Genomic DNA, 18096 nt, shown 5'->3' with positions numbered 1-18096 from the left:
GCTAGCCACCCCTCATCACGTCGGAGAGTCTTGGCCAGGACGATTGCTCGTCATCACGATGCGCCGGCGCCGAAGTGCGCTCGGCCGCACGCAGTTTTGCGGAACGCGCACGTGGATTGTGCGCGACTTCCTCTTCACCGGCGACCACTGGCCGCCGCGTCAGCAGCTGGAAGCTCGGCGGGGTCTGCGCCACCTCCGGGAGATGCCGCGAGCCTCCGCCCGTCTTCGAACGCTCGGCGAGGAAATTCTTGACGATGCGGTCTTCCAGCGAATGGAACGAGACCACGACGAGGCGGCCGCCGGGCTTGAGCACGCGCTCGGCTGCCGCCAGCGCGGTCTGAAGTTCCTCGAGCTCTTCGTTGACGAAGATGCGCAGCGCCTGGAACGTCCGCGTCGCCGGATGGATGTCGCCGGGCTTCGAGCGCACGATCCTGCCGATGAGATCGGCGAGCACGCGCGTGGTCGTGAACGGCGTCTCCTGCCGGTCGGCGACGATGGCGCGGGCGATGCGACGCGACTGCCGCTCCTCGCCGAGCTGATAGATGATGTCGGCGAGATCGCCTTCCGAGGCATGCGCGACCACGTCGGCCGCGGTCGGACCCGACTGCCCCATCCGCATGTCGAGCGGACCGTCGAGGCGGAAGGAGAAGCCCCGGCCGGCCTGGTCGAGCTGCATCGAGGACACGCCGACGTCCATCACGACGCCATCCACGGCGTCGACACCTTGCGCGGCGCAGACCTCGGCAAGATTGGAGAAGCGGTCCTCGACCAGCGTCAGCCGGCCTGCGGAGCGTTCGACCAGCTCGGCGCCCCCGGCGATGGCGGTGTGGTCGCGATCAATGGCAATGAGCCGGGTTCCCGGCACGTCGAGAATCGCGCGGCTGTAGCCGCCGGCGCCGAAGGTGGCATCGATATAGATCCCGCCTGCATGCGGGGCGAGATGATCGAGGGCCTCGCGGCCGAGAACGGGAATGTGCGCAGCCGAGCTCATGCGCCAGCCCTTGTGACCGAAGGCGTTGTGACCCAAAGCCTGCCGACGGTGCAGCCTGACGTCCAAGCGAGATCGGGGACGAACAAGCCCATAACGCCTCGAATCATTCCGCGTCGCGGCGGTTCCACGACAAAGCCCCCGTCCAGCATGGTTACCGAGCCCGGTCGTCCCGGGCTGCAAACCCAGTGTTGCCAGTGGAATTTGTCGGGCAGCCATGGGATTTCGAGCCAAAATACGCTTTGGCCGCCTCCGGACGCGGGTCGGCTCTTCATCCCTCAGTAACGGCCCTTAGCGTTAAGAAAGCGTTGATCGGCTCGTGACAAGTCGAAAAGGTGCAGCGTCGGTGGTGCTTCATCCACACACATCGCCAAAATGCATCCGTTAACCGCGCGGCGCGATTGCGCGCGGTCGAGGGTAAAGGAATAGTAAAGAGAAGGGCTTGGCCCATTCTCGTTCGACTTGGTTTGTCTATGCCGCCGTCCGGTTCTTCCACACCGTCTGGATCTGATTCGAAGCGTCAACGCGTTCTCCCGGTTCCCAAGGCCGCGGCGAATATGCGGACGTTCGAGCCTGACTCCTCGATCGTCTCCGACATCATCCCCTCGCCGAACCATGGCGAGCGCAACAAGGGACGGCAGCCCGACATGATCGTGCTGCACTACACCGGCATGCCCGATGTCGAGGGTGCGCTGGCCCGGCTGTGCACGGCCGGCACCGAAGTCTCGGCGCATTACGTCGTGCTGGAGGACGGCCGCATCGTGCAATGCGTGCCGGAGACCAGGCGCGCCTGGCACGCCGGCGTCTCGTCCTGGGCCGGAGAGGACGACATCAATTCCTGCTCGATCGGCATCGAGATCGTCAATCGCGGCCATGACTGGGGCTATCCCGAGTTTCCGCTGCGCCAGATCGCCGCCGTGATCGCGCTGTGCCGCGGCATCATGCTCCGCCGCAAGGTGCCGACCCATCGGGTACTCGGCCATTCCGACGTCGCGCCCGCGCGCAAGAAGGACCCCGGCGAAAAGTTTCCGTGGCACTCGCTGGCCAATTCCGGTGTCGGTCACTGGGTCACGCCCGCCCCTGTCGTGCGCGGCGAGAGCCTGATGCTCGGCACCATCAGCGACGAGGTGCTGAGCATGCAGCAGGCCCTTGCCAAATATGGCTACGGCGTGCCGCTATCAGGCAAATACGACGCCGCGACCATGGAAGTCGTCACCGCCTTCCAGCGCCATTTCCGGCCGGCACGGCTCGACGGGGTCGCGGACCACTCGACACTGTCGACCTTGCAGGCGCTACTGGCGAGCCTGCCGGCGGAGGGGACGACGGTGGCATCGAAGTGACGGCGACGGCCACATAGTTCACTCTCGTGTCCCGGACGCGCGAAGCGCGAGCCGGGATCCAGTTGGCGACACGGTCCGCAGCGAGATGGGCCCCGGCTCTGCAGCGCATCGTCGAAGTGACGCTGCGCTGCGTCCGGGGCACGAGAGCCCTACTCCATCTCCCTCATCCGTCGCGCATAGAGTCGCCGCAACGGCTCCAGCTGTGTCGCTGCAGTCGCTGCCTGATACGCTGCGCGCGCGTCGTCGTTGCGACCCATTCGCCGCAACAGATCCGCGCGCACCGCGGGCAGCAGCTCGTAGCCGCGGAGCCCGCCGCGCGCGCTGATCGCATCGACGAGATCGAGCGCACGCCCCGGTCCATCGACCATCGACAGCGCGGCGGCGTGGTTGAGCTCGATCACCGGAGAGGAACCAATGCGCAGCAACACCTCGTAGAGCCCGGCGATCTGCGGCCAGTCGGTCTGCGCAAAGCTCGGCGCGCGCGCATGCAGCGCGGCAATCGCGGCCTGCACGGCATAGGCTTGCGGCCGGCCGGGCACGCGCAGCGCATCGTCGACCAGGCACAGGCCCTCCTCGATCTGCGCGCGATCCCACAGCGTGCGGTCCTGCTCCTCCAGTAGCACGATATCGCCGGCCGCGGTCTCGCGTCCGGCGCGGCGCGCATCGTGCAGCAGCATCAGGGCCAACAGGCCTTTGATACCAGCGCGATCCGGCATCAGCCGGTCGAGCAGGCGGCCGAGCCGGATCGCCTCAGCGGCAAGATCGGGCCGCATCAGATCCGCGCCAGCGGTTGCGACATAGCCCTCGGTGAAGACGAGGTAGATCACCGCGAGCACGCCATCGAGCCGCGGCGCGAGCGCGTCGCGCTCGGGCACTTCGTAGGGGATACCGGCGAGCCTGATCTTCTGCTTGGCACGGACCAGACGCTGCGCCATCGCCTCCTCTCCGATGAGGAAAGCGCGGGCGACCTGGGCGGTCGACAGTCCGCAGACCGTGCGCAGCGTCAGCGCGACCTGGACCTCGGCTGCGAAGGCGGGATGGCAGCAGGTGAAGATCAGCCGCAGCATGTCGTCGTCGAGTATCGAGGCTGGCTCGTCGGCGACTAGCGCGTTCAGCTCGAGCTCGTGCACCAGCGCCTGCTGCTTGCCGCGGAAGACCGCCTGGCGCCTGACACGGTCGATCGCCTTGTGCCTGGCGACATTGACCAGCCAGGCGCGCGGATTGTCGGGCAGTGCGCCTGCCGACCAGCGTTCGAGCGCGACCGCAAAGGCGTCCTGCAGCGCGTCCTCGGCGAGATCGAAATCGCCGACGAGGCGGATCAGCGTGGCAAGCGCCCGCCCCGCCTCGTCGCGGAAGATCTTTTCGATCTCGGAAGGGGTCATGCGACGCGCAGCTCGGCCGTCACCTGTCGTAGACCCAGATCGGCCGCACCTCGATCGACCCGAGGCGCGCGCTCGGAATTCGCGCCGCGATCTCGATCGCAGCGTCGAGATCCTTGGCCTCGATCAGATAGTAGCCGCCGAGCTGCTCGCGCGTTTCCGCGAACGGACCGTCGGTCGTCAGCGTCTTGCCGTCGCGCACGCGCACGGTTGTCGCGGTCGTGGTCGGGCGGAGCCGATCGCCGGCCTTGAAATTGCCGTTCCGGATGATGGATTGCGTAAAGGCCTCATACTCCGCCGACATCTTCTGGCTGGTGCCCGTGTCAATCTTCGCGTACTCGACCTCGTTCTGGTAGATCATCAGCAGATATTGCATCGCTTCACTCCTGTTGTCCGGCTCTGTCGCCGACACCCAGTCGAACGGGGCACGCTCCAAACGACATCTTCAGGATAAATTACTTTCGAGACAGCGTGCGCGGCGATCTCGGCTTGACGGAACCGTCACAAATGCCCCATGCGTTACCGGTCAGTCGGCCGGACGGCCGCTCCGGCAAGCGCCGAAAGGCCGCCGGGGAGGAAAGTCCGGGCTCCCTTGACATGCGGTGCCGGATAACGTCCGGCGGGGGCGACCCCAGGGAAAGTGCCACAGAGAACGAACCGCCAGCCTTCGCCCTTTGGGCTTCGGCGCGACAAGCCCTCGGGCCTGCCGTGCCGTAGCAGCGCAAGCTGCGTAGGCAGGTAAGGGTGAAAAGGTGCGGTAAGAGCGCACCGCGGGTCCGGCAACGGAGCCGGCATGGCAAACCCCACCGGGAGCAAAACCGAATAGGGACGGCGTAGCGGGCTGTTCGCTTTGAGCGATAACGCCGCGGGGCGATGTCAGGCCCGCCGTCCGGGTAGGTTGCTCGAGGCCATGTGCAAACATGGTCCCAGAGGAATGGCCGTCACGTATCGTTCGCGCAAGCGGGCGGTGCCTTACAGAACCCGGCTTACAGGCCGGCTGATATCTTGCAACGAGGGGTTCGGCGTGACTGCGCCGGGCCCCTCACCATTTGGGCTGACGCGCAGCCATTCCACCGCTGTCATTCCGGGGCGTGCGCAGCACGAGCCCGGAATCCATCGGGCGGCAATGTTGGTCGAGGAATGGATTCCGGGCTCTCGCTTCGCGAGCCCCGGAATGACAGCGAGAATTATGCTGCGCGCTTGTCCGCCTGCACCAGCACGGGCACAAGCTCGCCCGCCGCGCGCCGTAGCTTGGCGGCTTCGAAGCCGTGCATGCCGATCTGCCACTGCAGCCCGACGATCGCGCCTTTGGTCGGCTGCAACAATGCCAGCGATGCGAACAGCGTCACCGGCAACCACACCGCCAGTTGCAGCCAGACCGCCGGCGCATAGGCCGTCTCGACCGCGAGGATCGCCGGCACCACGAGATGGCCGACCACGACCATGACGAGATAGGCCGGAAAGTCGTCCGCGCGCTGATGAAACAGCTCCTCGCCGCAATGGTCGCAAGCCTCCGTCACTTTCAGGAAGCGGCCGAACATGTGCCCTTCCCCGCAATTTGGGCATTTGCCGCGGAAGCCGCGCCACATCGCCTTCGCCAGAGAGATCGCCATGACCACACCTCTTCCTTTCCAACGATCCATACAATATTATCATGCATCCATACATTCAAAGGATATGGGCCTAAATTGCATGGATTGGACTCCTACAATCTCGGAGCTCTCGGGCCCGCGTTACCAGCGCATCGTCGAGGCCATGGAAGCCGACATCGCCGCCGGCCGGCTGGTGCGAGGCCAACAGCTGCCGACACAGCGCGCACTCGCAAAAGCGCTCGGCATCGACCTCACCACGGTGACGCGCGCTTATACCGAGGCTCGGCGCCGCGGCATCATGGAAGCCCGCGTCGGACAGGGCTCGTTCGTGTCGGAGACCAGCGCGCGACGCGCGGTCGACCTGCCGCATCCCGTCGCGATCGATCTGTCGATGAACGTGCCGCCGCATCCGCTGGACGCACAGCTCGACGAGCGCATCATCGCCGGAATGGACTCCATTCGCGTGCAATCGGGCCTGACGGCATATCTCAACTATCAGCCGCCCGGCGGCAGCGCACATGAGCGCGAGGTCGCCGCGCGCTGGATGCGCGCTCGGGTGCCGCACGTGCAGGCCGATAGGCTCGTGATCTTTCCCGGCGCGCAGACGATCTTGTTCAACCTGCTCGCTCACCTTGCGAAGCCCGGTGATGTCGTGCTGACCGAAGCCCTCACCTTCCCCGGCATCAAGGCTGCAGCAGTGCGGCTCGACATCAAGCTCGTCGGTGTCGCCATGGATGATTGCGGCATCCTGCCCGATGCGCTGGCGAAGGCCTGCCGCACGCACAAGCCGAAGGCCGTCTATCTCATCCCGACGCTGCACAATCCGACCACCGCGACGCTCTCTCCCGAACGGCGCAATGCCATCGCAAAAATCATTCGCGATACCGATACCGTCTTGATCGAGGACGACGCCTACGGCCTGCTCGACCGCTCGGCATCGCCAATCGCGAACCTCATTCCGGAGCGGACCTACCTTGCGACCACGCTGTCGAAATGCATCGCGCCGGCGCTGCGCGTTGCCTATCTGGTGACGCCGGACGGCGACGCGCAGCGACAGATGCGCACCTTCCTGCAAGCGACCGTGCAGATGCCGGCGCCGCTGATGGTCGCGCTGGTGACGCATTGGATCGAGAGCGGCATTGCCGACCGCATCATCACCGCAATCCGCAACGAGGCGGTTGGACGGCAACAGCTCGCGCAACGCACGCTGAAAGGATTCCAGTTCCTGGCCAAGCCCGCCGCGCACCATCTGTGGCTGCGGCTGCCCGAGAGCCGGCCCGATGTCGCCGCAGATCTTCTGCGGAATGGACTTGCGATCGTCGCCGGCGATGCCTTCACCGTCGATGGGATACCGCCGCATGCTGCGCGCGTCTCGCTGGGGGCGGCCCGGAACAGATCGGAATTGACGGAAGCGCTGCGCATCCTGATCGGCGCGCTGCACAAGCCCGCCGGCACCAGACAGATCGTCTAGGGTTTGCACCCACAAATTCGGGATGTAGGCGGACCATAACCCGACCGGGCATGTCGTATGTGAGCTCTGCGCAACGGCGAACCACCCTTGAATATGCCGCGAACAATGACCTACTGTGCCGGCTTCCGCTACTGTACGGCTATGCCCAATGGTCGATGTCCCGATCGCCGGAGACAAACTCAAGGTCTTCATTTCCTATTCCCGTCGGGACGCCGCCGATTTCGCCGACGAATTGGTGGCCGGGCTCGAGCTTGCGGGCTTCGCACCGTTCATTGACCGCCACGACATCAAGGCCGGCGAGCTATGGGAAGATCGGCTCGGGGGGCTGATCGAGCAGTCCGATACAGTTGTCTTTGTGATCACGCCCGAGGCAGTCAAGTCAGAGCGCTGCAATTGGGAGGTCGAGCGCGCGCTTCAACTATCCAAGCGGTTACTGCCGGTCGTACACAAGCCTGTGCCCGAGAGCGAGATTCCCGAAACACTGCGCCGCCGGAATTTCGTGCGATTCGATACCGGCCGAGCGCTCACGCGGTCGATTACGGAATTGGCAGAGGCGCTGCGCCTTGATCTCGACTGGATCAGAGAGCACACGCGACTTGGTGAACTTGCGACACGGTGGGGAACGCGTAAGCAACCAGAATTTCTGCTCCTCCGTGGCGACGACCTCGATTCCGCAAAGCTCTGGATTACCAAACGCAGCGAATTCGCGCCCGCTGTCACCGATGCGCAGCGGATGTTCATTGCCGCGAGTGAGGACGCGGAAGGAGCGCGGCTCAAGGATGCACGCGCGCAACTAGCAGCAACGGCGCGGCAGCAGCGAAGGGCGGCAAGACTGCTCTGGAGCATCGCCGCACTATCGCTGGCTATGGTCGCCTACGTCACCTGGAAAGGTTACGACGTGGCCGAACGCGAGATCAATGTATTTACGGCGCGCGCCACCGACGCCATGAAGGACGAACAGTTTGATCGTGCCATGCGATATGCATTGTCGGCCTATCGAGCACGCGGCGATATCACTTGGTTGACACCTTTTTCAACCGAACTGGAAGGAAAACTCGCGGGCGGCGCGCAATTGTCGTCGCTCCATCGCCTCTTCAAAGGTCATAGCGCGGCGGTATCAACCGTTGACTTCAGCGCCGACGGCAAGCGCGTGGTGACAGGGTCTCGCGACGGCACGGCTCGCATCTGGAACATCGACAGCGGCAAGGAAATTGGCCTGCTCAAACACGACGGACGGGTAGAAATCGCCGCCTTCAGTCCCGATGGCAAGTACGTGATCACGGCGGCTGACAACCTCATCCGCATCTGGGACGCCGATAGCGGTTTGAAGATTGCTCAGCGTAAGCTGCAGAACTCTGCAAGAATTGTGAGCGCCGAGTTCAGCCCCGCTGGAACGCACGTGCTAACGGCCTCTTACGGCGACGATGCAGCCCACGTCTGGAACGTGGACAGCAACGAGACTGTCCGGCTGGAACATTACAAGGTAACAAGCGCTACTTTCAGTCGCGACGGCAAGCGTGTGGCGACTACGTCCTTCGCGGACACCCGCATCTGGGACGTCGGTAGCGGCAAGGAGATCATGCAGCTCTACGGCCACACCGATCCGGTACAGAGCGCCTCTTTCAGCCGCGACGGCAACCGCTTGGTGACGAGGGCCTACGACGGTACCGCCCGCATCTGGGACACCAACAGCGGCAAGGAAATCGCCCTGATCGGCGGATCCAACGGGGGGATAACGAGCGCCGATTTCAGCCCCGATGGCAACCGCGTGGTGACGACATATTACAACAACCTGGCTGTCGTATGGGACGTCAAAAGCGGTAGAGAGGTCGCTCGGCTCAACGGCCACACGGGAAATGTGCTTCTTGGCAGTTTTAGCCCGGACGGAAAGTACGTTTTAACGACGTCTGCTGACCAGACCGCTCGCATTTGGGACGCCAACAGCGGCAGGGAATTTGCCAAGCTTAGGGGTCATACCGAACCGCTGCTGCGGGCCAGCTTCAGCCCAGACGGCAAGCGCGTGGCGACAGCATCATATGACCATACCGCCCGCGTTTGGGTTGTGGATAGTAGCAAAGAGATCGACCATAACGTTGATGCTGGAGTTCTATGGGGCGCCGCTTTTAGCCCCGACGGCAAGCGAGTTGTGACAACGTGGAACGACCGTGATCCCCAAATCTGGAACGTCGACGACGACAAAGAAGTCGTTCTTCTCAAATTTCATGACGCGGCGACGGTAAGGAGCGCCGCTTTCAGCCCCAACGGCAAGCTCGTTGTCACGGCGGCTGACGAGCCTACCGTTCGCATCTGGAACACGAATAGCGGGAAGGAAGTCGGGCGCCTCCGCGGCCACGACAAGGCCGTGATGACGACAAGCTTCGGCCCCGACGGCAAGCAGGTGCTGACAGCATCTCACGACGGAACCGCTCGCGTCTGGAACGTAGACAGCAGCAACGAAATCACACGCCTCCCTGGCAAGCACAGGATGTGGAGCGCCGCCTTCAGCCTCGACGGCAAGCGTGTGGTGACGACATCAGACGAAGACGCCATCGTCTGGAACGTTGACAGCGGCAAAGATGCTGCTCACCTCGTGGGTCACTCCGAACTAATCACGAGCGCCGCCTTCAGCGATGACGGCGTACGTGTTGTCACGACGTCTCGGGATTCAACCGCCCGCATCTGGGACAGCAGGAGCGGCTCGCAAATCGCCCTACTCAAAGGCCACATCACATTCGTGAAGAGCGCCGCTTTCACCCCTGACGGCAAGCGAGTGATAACAAATGATGGAATCACCCGCATCTGGGACGTCGAGAGCGCGAAGGAGATCGCGCCGCTCACCAGCCAACTCATGGACGTCGTAGGCGCCTATTTCATCCACGACGGCAAGCGCCTGGCAACGGTATATAGCAACGGCACCGTTCGCATTTCGGACGTTACGTGGGCAGCATTCGTCCGCGGAGACGATCTACGCGAGCGGGTCTGTGCCGAGAAGCTGATCGGCTCGGCCCAGGAATTCACCGATGCCGAGCTCGAAGATCCGATCCTGCGCGGTATCGACAAGAATGATCCAATAGCGCGCAACCCATGCCTTCGCCGCGGTCCGCTATCGCTCGACTATTGGACACGACTACCGATTCAAATCTGGCGTTCCCAGCACGGTGCTCGCCCTTGAGGGCAAAGCAGACGCCACCATCCCGCACGTGTACCGGATCTGTCAGGCACAACGTCCTGCTAATGCTGGCGATGGCGACGGCGGTGAGCGAGCGGCGCTGCATCCGTCGGAACTCCCTGCGATGCAAAGGCATCGCTCGAGCCTGCCTGCAGCCCGCGCGCCGCCCGCGCTGCGGGCGTGAGCTGGCCGCCGTTCAGGACATCGCGGTCGGGATGAGCGGCCTGATAGGCCGCAGGCTCTGAAAACTGCGCCTGGGCCATTGTCGGCATCAACGCTGCCGCCAGCAGCGCGGCTGCAACGGCAATCTTGGCGCGGGTCATGGTTATTTTTCCATCATCGCATTCGGGACCGATCGATCCGAGCGGAAGATCATTTCAGGCGGCCCGAGGATCGAAGTACGACCGTCATGTAGGCGCGTCTTCCGCAAAAGCCCGATGCCGCAGATCACGCCTGCGTGCAGCGTGGATTGACCTGAACGGCAGCAAGCGTGCTATGCGAGCGACGGCGGTCAACAGTTCGGGATCGCCCCGGGGAAGAGGACATCTGTTGGAAACGCTCACCTACGTCCTGCTGCCGCTCGGCGCATTGGCCGGCGGCTTCGTCTCGGGGCTGGCCGGGTTCGGCACGGCGCTGATGGCGCTCGGCATTTGGCTCTATGTGTTGCCGCCCTCGCTCGCGGTGCCGCTGGTGCTGATCTGCTCGGTGATCGCGCAGACCTCGACGCTGCCGTCGATGTGGAAGAGCTTCGATCTCTCGCTGGTCTGGCCGTTCCTGATCGGCGGGCTAATCGGCGTGCCGCTTGGAACCATGCTGATCGCCTCGGCCGATCCAAAAGTGTTCAAGCTGAGCGTCGGCGTTCTCATTCTGATCTTTTCGAGCGCGATGTATCTGAACAAGCGGCCGCTCGCGATCAAGTTCGGCGGCCGAATCGCCGACGGCGCGATCGGCTTCGCCGGCGGCATTCTCGGCGGCCTCGCCGGTCTGTCAGGTCCGCTGCCGATTCTGTGGGCCAACATCCGCGGCTGGAGCAAGCACGAGCGGCGCGGCATCTTTCAGCTCTTCAATTTCACGGTGCTCGCGACCGCGTTGCTGCTGCAGACCGCATCGGGTCTCGTCGAGTTGAAAGTGGTGTGGCTCGCGATGGTCGCGTTTCCAGGCACGCTGATCGGCGCGTGGGCCGGCGCACGCGTCTATCACGCCCTCAACGACAAGCATTTTGGCGATGTCGTGCTCGGCCTGCTGTTCCTGTCGGGCCTGACGCTGGTCTGGAACAGTCTCAGCGCGCTCTAGCCCTGCATTCGCTTCGCCGCCAGCACCATGCCGCCGGCGACACCGACGCCGAGCACGTAGATCCATCCCGGCGTGAAGTCGAACAGATGGGTGTTGAGCAGCGAGGTCAGCATGTTCTGCACCACGACAAGCAGGCCTATCCAAGAGGCGAGCCCCTCACCGCGAAACAGCGAGAGATGCGCGAACCAGAGCGCGTAGAGAATCAGGACCCCAACCACGCCCCACTGCACGGCGACGCTGAGGGTCTGATTGTGCGGGTTGCCGACGATCTCGCCGCGCAGCGGATCCGTCTCCGCATCGGCAGCCACGCTTGCGAACAGGCCGCGGATCGAGCCTGTGCCATGGCCGATCAGCGGCGCATCGGCGATGAAGCGAAACGACTTCCGCCAATATTCCAGACGTGACCCCATGCCACTGATCTGACTATCCTGCACGCTCAGCTCATAGTCGGCCTGAAACTTCGCAACCGTCATCCGCAGAGGTGGCGACACGCCAAAAAGCAGCACGGCCAGCGCTGCCATCGCGCCGGCGGCGAGCAGTGCCGTACGCAGGCGCAGATGCAGCAGCGCGAACACCATCACAAGAACGGGCAGCGTCACCAGCGCCGTGCGCGAGACCACGACGAACATCATATTGGCGAGGAAACCGAGCGCCAGTCCCGCGAACAGCGCGGCACTGCCGGAGCGACCTTGTCGCAGCAACGACACGACCGGATAGACCAGCGCGAGCGCACAGAGCGCGAATTCCTGGCTCTGGTCGATATAGTTGCGCACCGCGATCCCGCTTTCGACCCTGTAAGGCCCGCGCGACAGATAGAGCTTCAGCGACAGCGCCGGGTCGATGGCGACGGCAAAGGAATAGAGCATCAAGGCCGTGCAGGACACCAGGAAAGCGGAAAACACCCAATGACCGTAGGGCCAGCGCTCGAACTGGTAGATCAGGAGCGGAATGACCAGCAGCTTCGCCGCCGGCCCGATCGCATGGATTCGCTCCGGCCACGGCGCATCCGACCACAACGTACCAACGGCGGCGAGCGCGACCAGCGCGATCGGCAACAGGCAGATCGGACGAAGCAGCGAACGCGGAAACGCGCGGAGATCGACGAATGCGAACGCGATCAGCCAGGGTATGAGCGCGAAGGTCAGCCCGGTCGTGGTCCACGGCAGCAGCAGTGCGATCAGTGCCACGAAGCGGGCCGGCGTGCGATAGCGCGCCGCCCAGATCGTCGAGAGCCATGACGCCGCCTGCTGTTCGTTCGACACCCCGGTCATCGCGTCCCTTTGGCCGCCCCACGACGCAGCAAATTTGCCAGGGCCGCGGGCAGGTCACAAGCACCGCTACACCGGCGCACGCGCGGGAGGCGTCACGGCATCAACCCCGGCCTGCGCCGGAGCCTCCGCTTGCCGAATCGGCGGCAGGCACTTCCCGAACTCGCGGTGCAGCAACCATAGGCTCAAGCCGGCCTGGAACGTGGTCGCGGCGACCGACAGGTACCAGACATATTCCATGCGGAAGCCCGGCCGCGTCGAGAGCCAGATCGCTGGCAGCGAGTAGGTGAGCACGCGCGTCGCCGAGCTCACAAGCACCGGCTTGGTATTGCCGAGCCCCTGAAACATGCTCGAGCAGGTGAAGATCAAGCCCTGCGCCACCATGTTGAGCGAGATGATCCGCAAGAACAGGAAGGCGACCTCCATCGTCTCCCGGTCGTTGGAGAATCCGGCAAGCAAAAGCTCAGGCTTGAGCTGCGCCACGCACATGAAGCCGATCATCACGACGGTGGCGATCAACGCCGCCTGGACGAAGGTTTCGCGCACGCGCGCGCCGTTTGCGGCACCGACATTCTGGCCGGCGATCGGCCCGGCCGCGAGCGCAACCGCAAGCCCCGGCATCTGGATCAAGGCGAGGACGCGCTGTCCGATGCCGAAACCCGCCTGCGCCGCCGCGCCGAAATCGCGCAGCACGTAGTAGACCACCGCCATGAAGATGAACATCATCGCGAACTCGCCGCCGGCCGGCAGTCCGACATTGAGGATGCGCTTCACATGGCGCGGCTGCGGACGCCACTGCGCCGGATTGAAGGCGACGTAGCGCTCGACCTTGCGGAAATAGGCAAGCAGCATCAGGCCACCGATGGCGACCGCGATCGAGCTCGCCAGCCCCGCACCCGCGACGCCGAGCGGGTAGCCGGTGCCCCGGCCCGAGATCAGCACTGGGGCCAGGGCGATGTTGATGACGACCGCGACGACCCGCACCAACATGGCAGGTCGCACGATGCCGGTCGCGCGCAGCGCGGATGCAATCACTTGCAGGACGAATTCCAAAGCGAGCGCCGGCATGAACCACAGCAGATAAACGGTTCCCGCCTCAATTGTGGCCGGGTCTGCGGCGATCGAACGCATATAGAAGCGCGACAGCACCGCTCCTGCGACCAGGGTCAACAGGGCGAACAGCACCGACAGTGCGACGGCCTGGTTGAAGATCAGATTGGCGTCCGCCCGATCCTTACGTCCAACGGCATGCGCGATCAGCGCCACCGTGCCGACGCCGAGCACCTGCATCAATGCGTTGACGAGAAAGCCGGCGTTGCCGGCCGCGGCGACACCCGCGACGGCGGCATCGCCTAATCCCGAAACAAAATACAGATCGACCAGCTGGCAGATCATGATCGAGATCATGCCGGCCATGATCGGCGGCGTCATCGCCAGGATGTGTCTCACGATGGAGCCGTTCGTCAGGTCTTTCATCTCGTTCCATCCTTGACGCGTTCCCTGGCGGCGGGGCAGCGGGACCTTCGCCCCGCTGCCCCGCGCCTCATTCCGCCGCCGCGATATGCCCGAGCTCAACCACCTGGCGCTCGAACAGGCCGCGATAGATGCCGCCTGGCTTGCTCGCGAGCGTGGCATGGGTGCCCTGCTCGACGATTTCGCCGCGGTCGAACACCAGGATCCGATCGAGGCTGCGCACCGTCGACAGCCGATGCGCGATCACGATCGAGGTGCGGCCCTTCATCAGCCGCTCCATCGCCTGCTGGATCAGCGCCTCCGATTCCGAATCGAGGCTCGAGGTCGCCTCGTCCAGGATCAGCACCGGCGCGTCCGCCAGGAACGCGCGCGCCAGCGCCACGCGCTGCCGCTCGCCACCCGACAGTTTCACGCCGCGCTCGCCGACCAGCGTGCCGTAGCCCTTCGGCAGGCGCAGGATGAAGTCGTGCGCATTCGCCAGCCGCGCCGCCTGCTCGATCGCCTCCAGGCTGGCGCCGGGCCGGCCATAGGCGATGTTCTCGGCGAGCGAGCGGTGAAACAGGATCGGCTCCTGCTGCACGATCGCGATCTGACTGCGCAGCGATTGCTGCGTGGCCTGCGCGATGTCCTGTCCGTCGATCAGCACGCGACCGCCGCTGACGTCGTAGAGCCGCTGCACCAGCTTGACGAAGGTCGTCTTGCCCGATCCGGAGCGTCCGACGAGACCGACACGTTCCCCGGCCCGGATCGTCACCGACAGCCCGTCGTAGAGCGGCGTGCGATGGCCGCCATAGTGGAACGTGACGTCGTCGAACACGATCTCGCCGCCCTCGATCGCGATCGGCCGCGCATCGGACGCATCCGCAATGCCGATCGGCTCGTCGTGGATCGCCACCAATTCGTCCATGTCGTTGACCGAGCGCTGCAGGTTGTTGATGTGCATGCCGACGTCGCGCAAATAGGCGTGGATGACGTAATAGCTCGTCAGCACATAGGTGACGTCGCCGGGCGAGGCATGCCCGGACATCCACAGCAGCACCGAGCCGCCGATCACGGAGGCGCGCAGGCACAGCAGCAGGGAAAGCTGCGACATGGCCGTGTAATTGTAGCGATACCAGGTCCGCCGCACGCGCACGCGCCAGCGATTGATGACGCGGGCAAGCCGCCCGTCCTCGCGTCCTTCCCCGCCGAACGACTTGACCACGGCGTTGCAGGTCAGCGCGTCCGCCAGCGTGCCGCCGACCTTGGTGTCCCATGCATTGGAGACACGCGCGGCCGGCGCGATGTAACGCGTCGAGAACACGACCGTGATGGCGACGTAGAAGATCGCCCCGATCGCGATCACGAGGCCAAGCGGGGCCCAGTGCACGCCGATCAGGATCATCGAGCCGACCAGCACCAGCAGCGAGGGCGCCAGCGCCATCAGGATGGTGTCGTTGAGCAGGTCGAGCGCCCACATGCCGCGCGTGATCTTGCGCACGGTGGAGCCGGCAAAGGAGTTCGCGTGCCAGTCGGTCGAGAAGCGCTGCACGCGCGTGAACGCGTCCTGCGCGACGTCGGACATGATCTTCAGCGTGAACGGCACGATCGCCTGAAGGCCGACCAGCCGCAGCACCATCGAGGCCGCGCCCAGCGCCACGATGGCGCCGAAAGCCACCAGCGCCGCGTGGCGCGCGTCGGGATCGGACGAACCGCGCGTCAACGCATCGACCAGATGTCCCGAAAACACCGGCATGAACAGGTCGGCGACGGTCGCACCCAATAGGCCGCCGGCCACGACAAGGCCTCGCCCCGGCTGCTTCAGCCAGTGCCGGAACACGAAGGGCAGCACCACGCGAATGGCGGCGGGTTTCTTGGACAGAGCGGTCATGACATCATCCGGCCGCTCACGCGGGCCGGCTCCATCGATGGACGCAAGCCGGCCGCGAGGGGCCGAGATGGCGTCACTTGAGACTAATCTTGACTTTGGGAAGTGGAGCGATCGGGACGCCGGGTCGAAACCCTGGCCCAATCGAAGCTGGCGGAAGAGGCCTCTAGCAGGCCGCGTACATCCCGAACCAGGCGATCATCGAGCGCGGGCGTACGATCTGCGAATGCGATGAAATCATGCAAATCTCTCCCGGGTTCGAATGAATGAGGTGCGCTTTATAGATGTGTCACCCCCGCATTGCAACGGGCCATCCGCGAGATCACGGATGAGTGTTGCAATTTGGTGCCGCCGCTTCGATCCTCAGCCGGCGTAAGCGACCTCGGCGAACCCAGCGCTAATGCGCGTCGCCACCCGCACCGAACGGCGACGGCGGCTTGTTTAGCAGCACCACAAGGAAGCTGAGAGCGAGATAGAACAGCGTCAGGATGAAGAAGGCATCGCCAAAGCTCATCACCACGGCTTGGCGATGAACCAGCTGGGAAAGCTGCTTCATGGCCATCAGCGTGGCATCGCCAAGACCCTGAAACTTCTGCATGAACATGCTCAGGGTTTCGGTGGCGGTCGCATTGCCCCAGGTCACGCGCTCCTGCAGGCGCGTGATGTGCAAGTCGGTGCGGTCGTTGAGCACGGTGTTGATGACGGCAAGGCCGAGCGCGCCGCCGAGATTGCGCATCAGGTTGAAGACGCCGCTCGCGTTCTTCACCTTGTCGGGCGCCAGCGTGCCGAGCGCGATGTTGTTGGTCGGCACCATCGCAAACATCATGCCGACGCCGCGCAGGATCTGCGGCACCAACAGCTCGTAGAAATCGTAGTCGCGCGTGATCCAGGTCATCTGGTAAGAGCCGATCGCGAACACGACGAGACCGAACGCGATCATGTAGCGCATGTCGAGCTTGACCATGAGCCGGCCGACCAGCGGCGCGACCAGGAACATGGTGATGCCGGAGACGAACATGGTCTCGCCGATCATCAGCGCGCTGTAGCCGCGCACCTCGGCGAGATAGCGCGGATAGATGTAGGTCAGGCCGTAAAGGCCGATGCCGATGCAGAACTGCAGGACGCAGCCGATCGCGAAATTGCGGTTGGAGAAGGTGCGTAGATTGACGATCGGCTCGGCCGCCGTGAACACGCGCCAGAAGAAGGCGATCGCCGAGATGGCGCAGATCCAAGCGCAGATCGCCACGGACGTGTCCTGCAGCCATTCATATTGCGGGCCCTCTTCCAGCACGTACTCCAGCGTGCCGAGGAACCCGGCCATGAACAACAGGCCCCACCAGTCGAAGCGGTCGAGCAGCTCGAAATGCGGCTCGTCGAAATCGACCAGTGCCAGCACGCCGACGGTGATGCCGATGCCGGGCACGACATTGATGAAGAACAGCCAGTTCCACGACATCAGGTCGGTGATGTAGCCACCGACCGTCGGCCCGATCGTGGGAGCGAGCGTCGCGACCAGCCCGATGATGGGGCCGACGATGTGGAATTTCGAGCGCGGGAACACGGTATAGGCGGAGGCGAACACCGTCGGGATCATGCCGGCGCCGAGGAAGCCCTGCAGCGCGCGCCACAGGATCATCTCCTCGATGGTGGTGGCAAAGCCGCAGAGCAGGCTCGAGGCGGTGAAGCCGGCCGCCGAGATCGCGAACAGCAGCCGCGTGCCGAAGGCGCGCGACAAAAATCCCGACAGCGGAATGGCGATGACCTCCGCGATCAGGTAGGCGGTCTGAACCCAGGAGACTTCGCTCGAGCTTGCCGACAACCCGGCCTGGATTTCGCTCAAGGACGCCGAGACGATCTGGATGTCCAGGATCGACATGAACATCCCGAACACCATGATGATGAACGCGAACAGCCGCTTCGGCGCGATGCGCTCCGAAGCGGGGTCCGCCATCATGGCAGGTGAAGCGGTGGTGGCGTTGGCCATGGTCGTCCGACCTCGCAGCGCTGGGATCGCGATTTACTGCGGGTGGATCGCGGTGGAATCGTCGAGATCGACCTCGCTGTCGGCGTCGGCCGCGCCCTTGTTGGTGTCGACGGTCGCGTAGACCGACATGCCGGCACGGAGCAGGTTCTGCTTCGCCACCGACTTCGGCACGCGGATGCGGACCGGCACGCGCTGCACGATCTTGGTGAAATTGCCGGTGGCGTTGTCGGGCGGCAGCAGCGTGAACACCGAGCCCGCACCCGCCGCGATGC

Annotated in this window: 13 protein-coding genes, 1 other RNA gene and 1 pseudogene; 5 read left to right on the top strand and 10 right to left on the bottom strand. The window is 64.3% G+C overall.

Features of this window, described 5'->3' with window-relative positions:
- Position 1 precedes the first annotated feature (1 nt).
- Positions 2-991 (bottom strand): 16S rRNA (cytosine(1402)-N(4))-methyltransferase RsmH, encoded by a 990-nt coding sequence (rsmH, locus tag SE92_RS30915; protein ID WP_063203854.1) that lies wholly within the window; start codon positions 989-991, stop codon positions 2-4.
- Between the two features lie 554 nt (positions 992-1545).
- Between rsmH and SE92_RS30910 the strand changes: the two genes are divergently transcribed.
- The gene (locus SE92_RS30910; protein ID WP_063202091.1) at positions 1546-2328 is read left to right on the top strand and encodes an N-acetylmuramoyl-L-alanine amidase; all 783 of its coding nucleotides are present in this window, start codon (positions 1546-1548) and stop codon (positions 2326-2328) included.
- A gap of 149 nt (positions 2329-2477) precedes the next feature.
- Here the strand turns inward: SE92_RS30910 and SE92_RS30905 are convergent, their stop codons facing one another.
- The gene (locus SE92_RS30905; RefSeq protein ID WP_063202088.1) at positions 2478-3710 is read right to left on the bottom strand and encodes an RNA polymerase sigma factor; all 1233 of its coding nucleotides are present in this window, start codon (positions 3708-3710) and stop codon (positions 2478-2480) included.
- 19 nt (positions 3711-3729) lie between these two features.
- A complete protein-coding gene (locus SE92_RS30900; protein WP_063203853.1) occupies positions 3730-4083 on the bottom strand; it encodes a YciI family protein in 354 nt (117 codons plus the stop codon).
- A 150-nt stretch (positions 4084-4233) separates the two neighbouring features.
- Between SE92_RS30900 and rnpB the strand changes: the two genes are divergently transcribed.
- Positions 4234-4712, top strand: an RNA gene (rnpB, locus tag SE92_RS30895) — RNase P RNA component class A.
- A gap of 182 nt (positions 4713-4894) precedes the next feature.
- Here the strand turns inward: rnpB and SE92_RS30890 are convergent.
- On the bottom strand, positions 4895-5320 hold the full coding sequence (locus SE92_RS30890) for a DUF983 domain-containing protein (RefSeq protein WP_063202084.1): 426 nt from the start codon (positions 5318-5320) through the stop codon (positions 4895-4897).
- A 79-nt stretch (positions 5321-5399) separates the two neighbouring features.
- Between SE92_RS30890 and SE92_RS30885 the strand changes: the two genes are divergently transcribed.
- Positions 5400-6770 carry an aminotransferase-like domain-containing protein gene (locus tag SE92_RS30885; protein ID WP_063202081.1) on the top strand — a complete coding sequence of 457 codons (1371 nt, stop codon included), beginning with the start codon at positions 5400-5402 and terminating at the stop codon, positions 6768-6770.
- Between the two features lie 148 nt (positions 6771-6918).
- Positions 6919-9942 carry a TIR domain-containing protein gene (locus SE92_RS30880; RefSeq protein ID WP_063202079.1) on the top strand — a complete coding sequence of 1008 codons (3024 nt, stop codon included), beginning with the start codon at positions 6919-6921 and terminating at the stop codon, positions 9940-9942.
- 59 nt (positions 9943-10001) lie between these two features.
- Here the strand turns inward: SE92_RS30880 and SE92_RS30875 are convergent, their stop codons facing one another.
- Entirely contained in the window at positions 10002-10262 is a 261-nt protein-coding gene (locus SE92_RS30875; protein ID WP_063202077.1) for a hypothetical protein, read from the bottom strand.
- A 226-nt stretch (positions 10263-10488) separates the two neighbouring features.
- Between SE92_RS30875 and SE92_RS30870 the strand changes: the two genes are divergently transcribed.
- Complete coding sequence (locus SE92_RS30870) at positions 10489-11232, top strand: sulfite exporter TauE/SafE family protein (protein ID WP_063202074.1); 744 nt, start codon at positions 10489-10491, stop codon at positions 11230-11232.
- On the opposite strand, the gene SE92_RS30865 is transcribed toward SE92_RS30870, so the two are convergent.
- The 5 genes and pseudogenes from SE92_RS30865 to SE92_RS30845 all read right to left on the bottom strand — a co-directional run.
- On the bottom strand, positions 11229-12503 hold the full coding sequence (locus SE92_RS30865; RefSeq protein ID WP_063202068.1) for an O-antigen ligase family protein: 1275 nt from the start codon (positions 12501-12503) through the stop codon (positions 11229-11231). The genes SE92_RS30870 and SE92_RS30865 overlap by 4 nt on opposite strands.
- A gap of 66 nt (positions 12504-12569) precedes the next feature.
- Positions 12570-13976: an MATE family efflux transporter gene (locus SE92_RS30860; protein WP_063202065.1), complete on the bottom strand. Its 1407-nt coding sequence runs from the start codon at positions 13974-13976 to the stop codon at positions 12570-12572.
- A 67-nt stretch (positions 13977-14043) separates the two neighbouring features.
- The gene (locus tag SE92_RS30855; protein ID WP_063202062.1) at positions 14044-15843 is read right to left on the bottom strand and encodes an ABC transporter ATP-binding protein; all 1800 of its coding nucleotides are present in this window, start codon (positions 15841-15843) and stop codon (positions 14044-14046) included.
- Positions 15844-16237: 394 nt separating this feature from the next.
- Positions 16238-17824 (bottom strand): DHA2 family efflux MFS transporter permease subunit, encoded by a 1587-nt coding sequence (locus tag SE92_RS30850; RefSeq protein WP_063202058.1) that lies wholly within the window; start codon positions 17822-17824, stop codon positions 16238-16240.
- Between the two features lie 33 nt (positions 17825-17857).
- Positions 17858-18096: pseudogene (locus SE92_RS30845) on the bottom strand (HlyD family secretion protein); the annotation flags it as partial.

Origin of the sequence: Bradyrhizobium sp. AT1 (assembly GCF_001590795.1) — a bacterium.
Classification (GTDB): domain Bacteria; phylum Pseudomonadota; class Alphaproteobacteria; order Rhizobiales; family Xanthobacteraceae; genus Bradyrhizobium.
This window is presented reverse-complemented; position numbering and strand designations above follow the sequence as displayed.

Bases quoted from the DNA above. Each gene is read 5' to 3' on its own strand.
- SE92_RS30885 (WP_063202081.1), top strand. From the start codon at position 5,400: ATGGATTGGACTCCTACAATCTCGGAGCTCTCGGGCCCGCGTTACCAG.
- SE92_RS30900 (WP_063203853.1), bottom strand. From the start codon at position 4,083: ATGCAATATCTGCTGATGATCTACCAGAACGAGGTCGAGTACGCGAAG.
- SE92_RS30880 (WP_063202079.1), top strand. From the start codon at position 6,919: ATGGTCGATGTCCCGATCGCCGGAGACAAACTCAAGGTCTTCATTTCC.
- SE92_RS30850 (WP_063202058.1), bottom strand. From the start codon at position 17,824: ATGGCCAACGCCACCACCGCTTCACCTGCCATGATGGCGGACCCCGCT.
- SE92_RS30910 (WP_063202091.1), top strand. From the start codon at position 1,546: ATGCGGACGTTCGAGCCTGACTCCTCGATCGTCTCCGACATCATCCCC.
- SE92_RS30890 (WP_063202084.1), bottom strand. From the start codon at position 5,320: ATGGCGATCTCTCTGGCGAAGGCGATGTGGCGCGGCTTCCGCGGCAAA.
- SE92_RS30865 (WP_063202068.1), bottom strand. From the start codon at position 12,503: ATGACCGGGGTGTCGAACGAACAGCAGGCGGCGTCATGGCTCTCGACG.
- SE92_RS30905 (WP_063202088.1), bottom strand. From the start codon at position 3,710: ATGACCCCTTCCGAGATCGAAAAGATCTTCCGCGACGAGGCGGGGCGG.
- SE92_RS30875 (WP_063202077.1), bottom strand. From the start codon at position 10,262: ATGACCCGCGCCAAGATTGCCGTTGCAGCCGCGCTGCTGGCGGCAGCG.
- SE92_RS30855 (WP_063202062.1), bottom strand. From the start codon at position 15,843: ATGACCGCTCTGTCCAAGAAACCCGCCGCCATTCGCGTGGTGCTGCCC.
- SE92_RS30860 (WP_063202065.1), bottom strand. From the start codon at position 13,976: ATGAAAGACCTGACGAACGGCTCCATCGTGAGACACATCCTGGCGATG.
- rsmH (WP_063203854.1), bottom strand. From the start codon at position 991: ATGAGCTCGGCTGCGCACATTCCCGTTCTCGGCCGCGAGGCCCTCGAT.